Source organism: Edwardsiella sp. A.80236 (genome assembly GCF_044540725.1).
GTDB lineage: Bacteria > Pseudomonadota > Gammaproteobacteria > Enterobacterales > Enterobacteriaceae > Edwardsiella > Edwardsiella tarda.
The window spans coordinates 77,485-85,457 of record NZ_JBIUCY010000016.1; the positions used below are offsets into that span (position 1 = coordinate 77,485).

The following is a 7,973-nucleotide window of genomic DNA, read 5'->3' on the forward strand; positions in this document are numbered from 1 at the left end:
CATCGCCTCATCGCGTTTATCCAGATAAATAGTCCATAGGGATCATTACCTATGTTTAGCATGATAGGGGGCCTTAACACCAGCGAGCAATGGGGGCGACACGCTGGCGCAAAGGGGACCGAGCGGCAGTCCGTGACAGCGCGCCATGCCGCAGCGGCCAGGCCGAGGCCTGATGTGGGCCCTGCCCGACGGCCTGACTCAAAGATAGGTGACCGTGTAGGTCAATTGGGCGCGGATTTTACCCCCCTTCAGCGCCGCCCCGGTGCGGATCAGGCGGGCAGCCAAGCGATAAACGAAATCGGTGGAGTCATAGGCGCCGACGGGGGGAGAGGGCTCGGCAACCAACTCGGCCACCCCGTTAGCTAACGCCAGAGGCTGATAGCTGCCGCTACCATTATTCCACCCTAATTGAATAGCGAGACCGATGGCAGCATCCTCCCCCTGTTCAATAGCGATCACGCCGTTGTTGCTATCCAGCACCGCAGTCTGTGGCGACAGAGTCAGCTTCACACGGCTAGGCGTGGTGTGCACATCCCTCACCTCGGCGAGTATCGCGTTAGGATCTGACGCCGTCGATTCGGCATAGTCGCCATTATTACGGTGGCTACGGGTGAAGGCGCTGCATCGATGCAGCGTCACCGGTGCCGCCAGCCACTCGCTGGTCGCGCCGAGCGCCGGGAAGTCGGCCCCTAATTGCTTGGGAAAGGTATAGGTGTAGCGGTCATTCGCCACCTGGCAGGTCCCGGCGTGGATCATCAGGCGCATGTCGCCAATAAACTCGATCTCGGTTACCGGACTCCAGTCATCCGCCCCTCCGGTGGCGGCCTCGATGATCACCATCGGCAGGTTACTACCACTGAAGCTTCCCCCCACGGGAACCGGGCCAGTCTTAATAAACTCGACGATGAACGACGTCTCCTCCGGCCCAATCGTGCTCGGATTGTCTCTGGGGTAGGTGATCGTATAGTGGTTGCTCAACGATCCGAATATATCTCCCCTCATAGTGCGGAAGCGGACGCCTACCCCTGCGACGGGTGACGCAATGAACTCCCCGTTGACGGACCAGTTCTTCTCATCCACCCGGAAGTTAACTTGCATACGACCGCTATGAACGCTGTCGGTGTTACAGCTTATGCTATAGGGTAAGTCGCCATGCACTAACTGCCGATAGAACACCGTGCCGATCGGTGCATCCTCCCCGATGCTATAGTCTCCCCAGCCTAACGGCACCACGCGATGGTAGCCTCCCCCATAGCAAGACGCCCTAAGCGCTGGCGCCAGGCCCAGGAGCACCAACACCAACAGCAGGCGTGCCCAAAGCGCCAAGCGGGGTATGCGTTGTCGTCTCATTGTGACCTCTCACAGCGGTAATGCTGATGTTGCGGCGTACTCGACTCAAGATCCTCGATCCGGTAAGGCAGCACGCAGGTACGCGCCTTGCCCTCCTCGCTCCAGGTCGCCAATAACTGCCCCTGAGTCTCGGTGACACGGGCATATAACAAGCCACCCTGCCCAACGATCCCCATGTTATTGCCCGCCTCATCGGTGATGGTACTGCCGAAGGGCAACCCCTGCTCCGCCGATGAGGGCAGCAGTAGCAACGCATAGCCATGCCGGGTGGCAAAGTCGGCCAGCACCACCGCGCCGGCACGTGGCACCACACTCTGCATGGTCGAATCCATTTCCACATTCTCCACTCGGGTCGGGTCGAGGGTGACCAGGTTGCGTTGATAGACCGAGGAGAGCGGGATCGCCGCATTGCCCCAATAATCCAGTTGTAACCCTGGATAGCTGGTCACCTCGGCGCCTGCCGCCCCCGGTGCCGACGCCACGATATAGCCGTCGCTGCTATAAGGGGTAAAGGTCACCCCTCGCGGATGAGCCACCAACGCCCCGTTGAGCCCGGCGGATACGGTGCGGGTCTCGCTGCCAATGCTGGCGTTAGCCGACAGGCTGGTCCAGGGGGCGGTGTACTGGCCGTTGAGACTGCCCGTGGTGCCGCTGTAGTCGTTATGATCCACGCCGACGTTCCAACTCATCTGCTGGCGCTCGCCCAACGAGCCCGCTAACGACAGCTGCTCGCCGTAATGCCCCTCGCCATCGCGTGAGAAACCACTGCTCAGGCTTAACGGGTGCTGATCGCCGAGGGCGACGCTGAAAGAGAGATAGAGATTGCTATCTTGTAAGCCATTCATCATCCGACTGCGCGAGGCGCTGAGCGACCAATTGACTCGCCGCCAGCCGCTCGACCAACCGAGTTGATACTGGAGATCGGCCCCGGTGCGGTGCCACCAGTGGCGCGCCAAGGCGCTGGCGGAGAGTTGCCCCCAGCCCGTCGGCAGATCTTGGCTCAGCGAGAGGCTAAAGCGACTCTTTTCGCGCCAGAGATAGACGGGATCGATGCCCACGCCACCATACCAATCGCGATAATCCATCGCCTGATCGAAGTCCAGGTAGTTCTGGGTAGAGAAGCGGTAGGCCGCCAAGGCGATGTAACTCCCGGTTTGGCGCAGAAACTTATTATAAGTGACACGGTAACTTTGCCCGGTCAGCTCCTGGCTGCCGGTATGCGCATCCGAGTGGGTAACGTCGAACGCCCAAGCCCCGATCGGCGTGGAGAGCGCGCCTCCGCCGAGGAAGGCGCGATACCCCTCGCTCAGTTGTGTACCGCCGTACAGCGTCAGCAGGTTGCTAATCCCCTGCTGCCAGGTAAGCAGGTAGAGGGGCTGATCGCTGTGTTTCTGCGCGGTGCGGTAGCGGCCCGCCACCAGCTCGTAACGGAAGGCGCCGGGGCGGAGCAACTCGGCTACCGCCGCATACGGCACCAGGCTGGTGCTCTCGCGCCCATCGGCCTCGCGCACCGTCACCTCCAGATCGCCGCCGTAGCCCATCGGGTAGAGATCGTCGATGACGAACTCGCCCGCCGGGACGCTGGTTTCATAGATCAGGTTACCGTTCTGGCGCACTGTCACGCGCGCATTACCGCGCGCAATGCCCCGGATCTCCGGCGCATAGTCGCGACGCGAGGCGGGCAACATCTGCTCATCGCTGACCAACGACACCCCGGTGTAGCCGAGGGTGTCGAAGAGCCGCCCCGAGGTGTAACCTTCGCCGACGAGCAGCCGCCCCCCCAGGGCGCCGATGTCGTGCTGGAGCCAGGTATTCAGGCTCTGATACTCGCTGCCGCTGCCCGACTGGCGATTCAGCGAACCGTTGTGACGCAAATACCAACCGGCAATGTTGAAGCCGCTGTTAATGCCTAGATACTGCGAGTTGTAGCTCATCCCATTGTTATGGGCGTAGTAGCTATTGAACGCGTAACCCAAGAAGGCGGCGGTGCTGCCATCCTGCCACAACGCGGGCGGGACATAGCCTCGGGCGCTGTGTTGCACATACTTCTGGGCAATATGGAGGGTGAGGCGTTGGCGGCCGGCATCGAATTCCGCCGTCGCCGCCGGGATGGCTAAACTTACGGGGGTGCAGTCCGCCTCGGCCAACGCGTCGGCGTCGATCGCCTCGTCGGTCAGGTTGAGTTTACGCAGCAGCGCCGGGCTAAGGCAGATGTTAACCTCACCCCCCTCCTCCCCACGGCGCAGGATGACGCTCTCGCGCCCCACCTGCTCATCGTTGAGGTAAATATCCGCCAGCCATTCGCCTGGCATCAGCCCACTCTCTTGATCGAACTGGCTGAGATCGGCGTTACCGGCATAGTACTGAAGAAAGGCCGTATTAAAGGCCAGATGCCCCCGGCGGCCAGCCGGATTGGCGGCCAACGCCGTGCCGCTATCGCCGTCAGCCGCCGAGGCGGAGGCTCGCGACGCCCCAGATTCCGCCGGATTGGCGGCCAGCGCCAGGCCACTCTCGCCATCAGCCGCCGAGGCGGAGGCACGCGACGCCCCAGATTCTGCCGGATTGGCCGCCAGCGCCAGGCCACTCTCGCCATCAGCCGCCGAGGCGGAGGCTCGCGACGCCCCAGATTCTGCCGAGTTGGCCGCCAGCGCCAGGCCACTCTCGCCGCCCGCCGCCGAGGTGGAGGCTCGCGACGCCCCAGACTCTGCCGAGTTGGCCGCCAACGTCCGGCCACTCTCACCGCCCGCCGCCGAGGCGGAGGCTCGCGACGCCCCAGATTCTGCCGGGTTGGCCGCCAGCGCCAGGCCACTCTCGCCGCCCGCCGAGAATAATGACGCGGATGAGCGGGCAGACGCCAAGGCCATCGGTGGCGCCTCTTCCGCAGGCAACGTCTGAGCCCGAGCGCGGGCCCACTCCGCGACCTCTGCGTGAGCGACACCGAGGCTGACTAACGGCAACAGGCAGCCCGTCGCCCATGGCCATAGCCAATAAGCTAATACTTTTGCCTTGTGCATGTTTTGCCTCGATCAGCGACTACTGATGTTGGATCGGTTGACTATTGAAAGCCCCGTAGTCGTTCACGTAACCCACTACCACCTTCTCCTGACCGTTGAGCGTACGCCCGGCGGGTAGGTCAAGGGAGAACTCGCCATAGGGCGACACCATATCCGCTTCCAACGTTAGGCTCTTTGGGCCTCCACTGATCGAAACCCGGGTCAGTGAGACAAAATAGGGGGTGGGATTGTGCAGCGTCAGCGTGTTCCCCGCGCTACGCCAGCGTAGTTGCCGCACCGCCTTGTTAGCCTGCTCGGCATTCAACCCTGCCGGGCGGTAAAACAGCTTGATACGGGAACGAAAGGCAAGCTGGAGCTGCAACTCATTACCGCCCTTATCCGACTCCGGCGGGATCTCCAGCACATTCAGCCACCAGACACTCTCCCGATCCGCTGGCGGCGTCTGGGTCGCGATGAAGGCCAGGCGCAACGTCTGCCCGCCCCCCTCTCGCAGACGCGCCAACGGTGGGGTTAAGGCGAACGGCGCCGACGCTTTCTCCGGTAACGTATCGGGATCACCATCGTCCAGCCAGGATTGAACCAACACCGGGTACTTGCCGCTGTTGGTCAGTTGCACGCTCACATCACGGGCATCGGCGTTATAGATCACCCGGGTACCATTGATCTGCACGCTGGCGTGGGCTGATGACAGCAACGCCCAGAGTACGGCTAGAGTGGTAAAACAACGTATCACGCTCATAGTCAGTCCTCAGCCCCGCCAAGGGATTACTGATAAACCAGGGTGTAGGTGGCTAACGACTCGACGAGCCCTGCATCGGCGGCACCTGTCGCGTAGTAGCGCACGGCATAGGGCAGCACCGCATAGCCGCTGTTCAGGCTGGTGACATAGCCACCACTAATCTGGTCACCATTGCCGATATTGATCTTCCGGAAGTGCTGCGAACCATCTAGCAGTTCCAGCTCGACGTGTTGCGCCCCAGCCCCGTGATCCGCTGTCACCGTCTGTGCCTCGCGCGCGTTTTTCAACCGCCCTGTCTGGCTGTTAACGAAGGGCCCCCCCGAGAAGAAAGCCTTAACCGACGACCCGGCCTCGTCCGCACTCCCCCCCTCGGGGGCGACCCCATTACAGCCCCAGACGATAATATGGAAGGTGGTCTGCCCGGCGGTCTTGCCGCTGGCGTTCAACTCGGTGATCGGGATGGTAGGCAGGGTCACCTGGCTATAATTCTCATACAGGCTACCTTCCTCACCGATGGTGCCGGATGGCACACCGATGTCATCACCCGCCACCGCCGCCTGACAACTGGTGGACACCAACTCCCCGGTGAAATAGATCAATCCCCCGGTCGCCACCGCGTTCGCCGGTTGCGCCACGGAGAACAGGCTGGCTACCGTCGCTGCCGCCACAATCCCTTTTTTAACATTAACGACTTTCATTATTCTCTCCTTGGATGACGATGAAACTACTCAGTGTGATTACGAGGGTTACTGATAAATGATATTGAAGGTAGCGATAGTATTAACCGTACCAGGCGTTGCCTGCCCGGTGGCGTAATAGCGCGCGCCATAGGGCAAGATATAGACATTGCCGCCCGCTTTCCCTGAATTCATGGTCGGATCGGGGACGTAGACTAAATCACTCCTCGTATAAAACTTGCCATTTTCAATCTGGCTATTATCGCCAATGGGGACCGGCTGCCAGTTGTTTCCGCCACTCAACAACTGCACCTGTACGTTTCGCGCCGTCCCTCCGTTGATCAGATTGCCGGAGCGGGTATCGGTAAAGGGGTTACTGGTGAAGTAGGCCTTCAAACTCTCCGGTAGTCTTGGTTCACAGCGGATTAAGCGCAGGTTAAATTTCACCTCGCCCGCCGTCTTACCCGGCTCGTTCAGGCTTGACGTCGGCACCTTAGGCAAGGGGATGGTGGCGACGCTCATCGGCTGGCCATAGACATTCATCTCCGTCGAAGCGCTGCGCTCCGTGCTCCAGTCGAGGAGATCCACGCCGCAGGTCGTATTCGACAGCTTCCCTTGAAAGCGCACAAGCCCCGAATTATCGGCAAAGGATTGCGGCACAACCCAAAACATCGACACCAAGATTCCAGCACCTATCCAAACTGGCTTCATTTCATGACTCCTTTCTTTAGCGAGTTAATAAGCTGTACCATCAATGACATCAAAGCTATTTATTATTACGGAGAATAAATACACTGAGGAGACATTATTATATTAATATTGTCATTTTTCGGCATTGTATTTCAGCAAAAACTTAGGTGCAATACTTTTACCTTGCACTCTCACAATTATTTAAATCACTATAAAGGATGAAATCCATCTTAATAATAATTGATTTTTATTTTATGCATTGCGCCTGATGAATATCGCAATTTAAATAAGATGAGTTATTTTATAATATCTGCGAATGATTAAAGCCACGGTGAGATAAGTATTAAAATCGGGAGGGTGACATCATCATGTCATCTTTATTGTTCAATCATCATCGCAGGGGTCATTCGCACACGCTAACCTCGCCGCATTACCTCCATCGACTCGCCCCACTCACCTCATCGTGAGCCTATTTCGCACGCTGGCCGCCACCGGATAAACCGGCCCAAGGTGGCAGATGGCGCGGCGAAGAAGGTGGGCACGAAAACCGGCGCCGGCAGGTGCCTTCTGCCCGTATCGCCCGCCAGCAGGCCCCGGCGCACACTCAGCGCCAGGTATCGCGGGCAGACGGCCGCTACACGCCGCGGCACGTTACTGCCCCCCTTTGCCTTCCCCGATTAACGCTAGAGTGGAGAAGGCGTTAAAAGCGCAGAGGGAAAATCGCCTGGCTCGTGATTTAATCAATCAGCCCCTGCGCGTTTAACGCCGCCAATATTTTTGCCGAGACCAATGAGCAACGCGCCCGATCGGCGTAAGTGAGCCAGGCGATATGTTCGATTTCGGCATTGGCGGCGAGCTCTCCGCTAAATTCGCCGCGAAAACAGTGTATCTTTACCCTTATACCGGCGGGCTTCCCGTCGGCCTGTCCACTAAACTCCCCCAGCGAGACGATGCTGTCCGCTAGCAAATCGACGGAGAGCTCTTCTTTAATCTCACGAATGAGCGCGGCCTGATCGCTTTCGCCCGCCTCCCGCTTGCCGCCGGGAATATAGTAGGCCGCTTTATGGTATGAGCGCGCCATCAGGATCTTTTTATCCTGAATATAAACCCAGCCTAATTTATCAATCTCTTTCGCTACAGCATGATTATTCACTTGGCCGACCCCTCGATAGTAACCCGTTATCTCTGCACGCGATGCCACGCGTGACGCGTCATACTTCCAGTGATGCCTCTCCCCCACGGGGATAGCGGGGCCGCCTTGCTGAGCTGAGCGCCCAGGGCGCGCGAGCGGCGGTGCCCCGCCAGCGTGGCGAGGGAGATAGCATACACGGGATAAGGCGGCCATGGCAGCCAGCGGCATGCCGCGCGCCTGCGAGCCGATGATGGCGCACCTCACCATGGCGGGCTCAGATGAGGTCTCCGGCGAACAGAGTGACAGAGTGACAGAGTGACAGAGTGACAGAGTGACAGAGTGACAGAGTGACAGAGTGACAGAGTGACAGA

At 59.5% G+C, this 7,973-nt stretch carries 6 protein-coding genes; all 6 read right to left on the reverse strand.

Going from position 1 to position 7,973, the window contains the following annotated elements; genetic code table 11:
- Positions 1–198: 198 nt before the first annotated feature.
- On the reverse strand, positions 199–1,350 hold the full coding sequence (locus tag ACEQFP_RS13695) for a fimbrial protein (protein ID WP_035596799.1): 1,152 nt from the start codon (positions 1,348–1,350) through the stop codon (positions 199–201).
- The gene (locus tag ACEQFP_RS13700) at positions 1,347–4,364 is read right to left on the reverse strand and encodes a fimbria/pilus outer membrane usher protein (RefSeq protein WP_370546805.1); all 3,018 of its coding nucleotides are present in this window, start codon (positions 4,362–4,364) and stop codon (positions 1,347–1,349) included. The genes ACEQFP_RS13695 and ACEQFP_RS13700 overlap by 4 nt, the downstream gene beginning before the upstream one ends.
- Positions 4,365–4,383: 19 nt before the next feature.
- Entirely contained in the window at positions 4,384–5,103 is a 720-nt protein-coding gene (locus ACEQFP_RS13705) for a molecular chaperone (RefSeq protein ID WP_005293236.1), read from the reverse strand.
- Between the two features lie 26 nt (positions 5,104–5,129).
- Positions 5,130–5,801 carry a fimbrial protein gene (locus tag ACEQFP_RS13710; RefSeq protein WP_370546806.1) on the reverse strand — a complete coding sequence of 224 codons (672 nt, stop codon included), beginning with the start codon at positions 5,799–5,801 and terminating at the stop codon, positions 5,130–5,132.
- A 48-nt stretch (positions 5,802–5,849) separates the two neighbouring features.
- A complete protein-coding gene (locus tag ACEQFP_RS13715) occupies positions 5,850–6,491 on the reverse strand; it encodes a fimbrial protein (RefSeq protein ID WP_005285067.1) in 642 nt (213 codons plus the stop codon).
- Between the two features lie 715 nt (positions 6,492–7,206).
- Positions 7,207–7,973: NUDIX domain-containing protein (locus ACEQFP_RS13720; RefSeq protein WP_396464349.1), on the reverse strand; the 767-nt coding region annotated here is incomplete at its 5' end.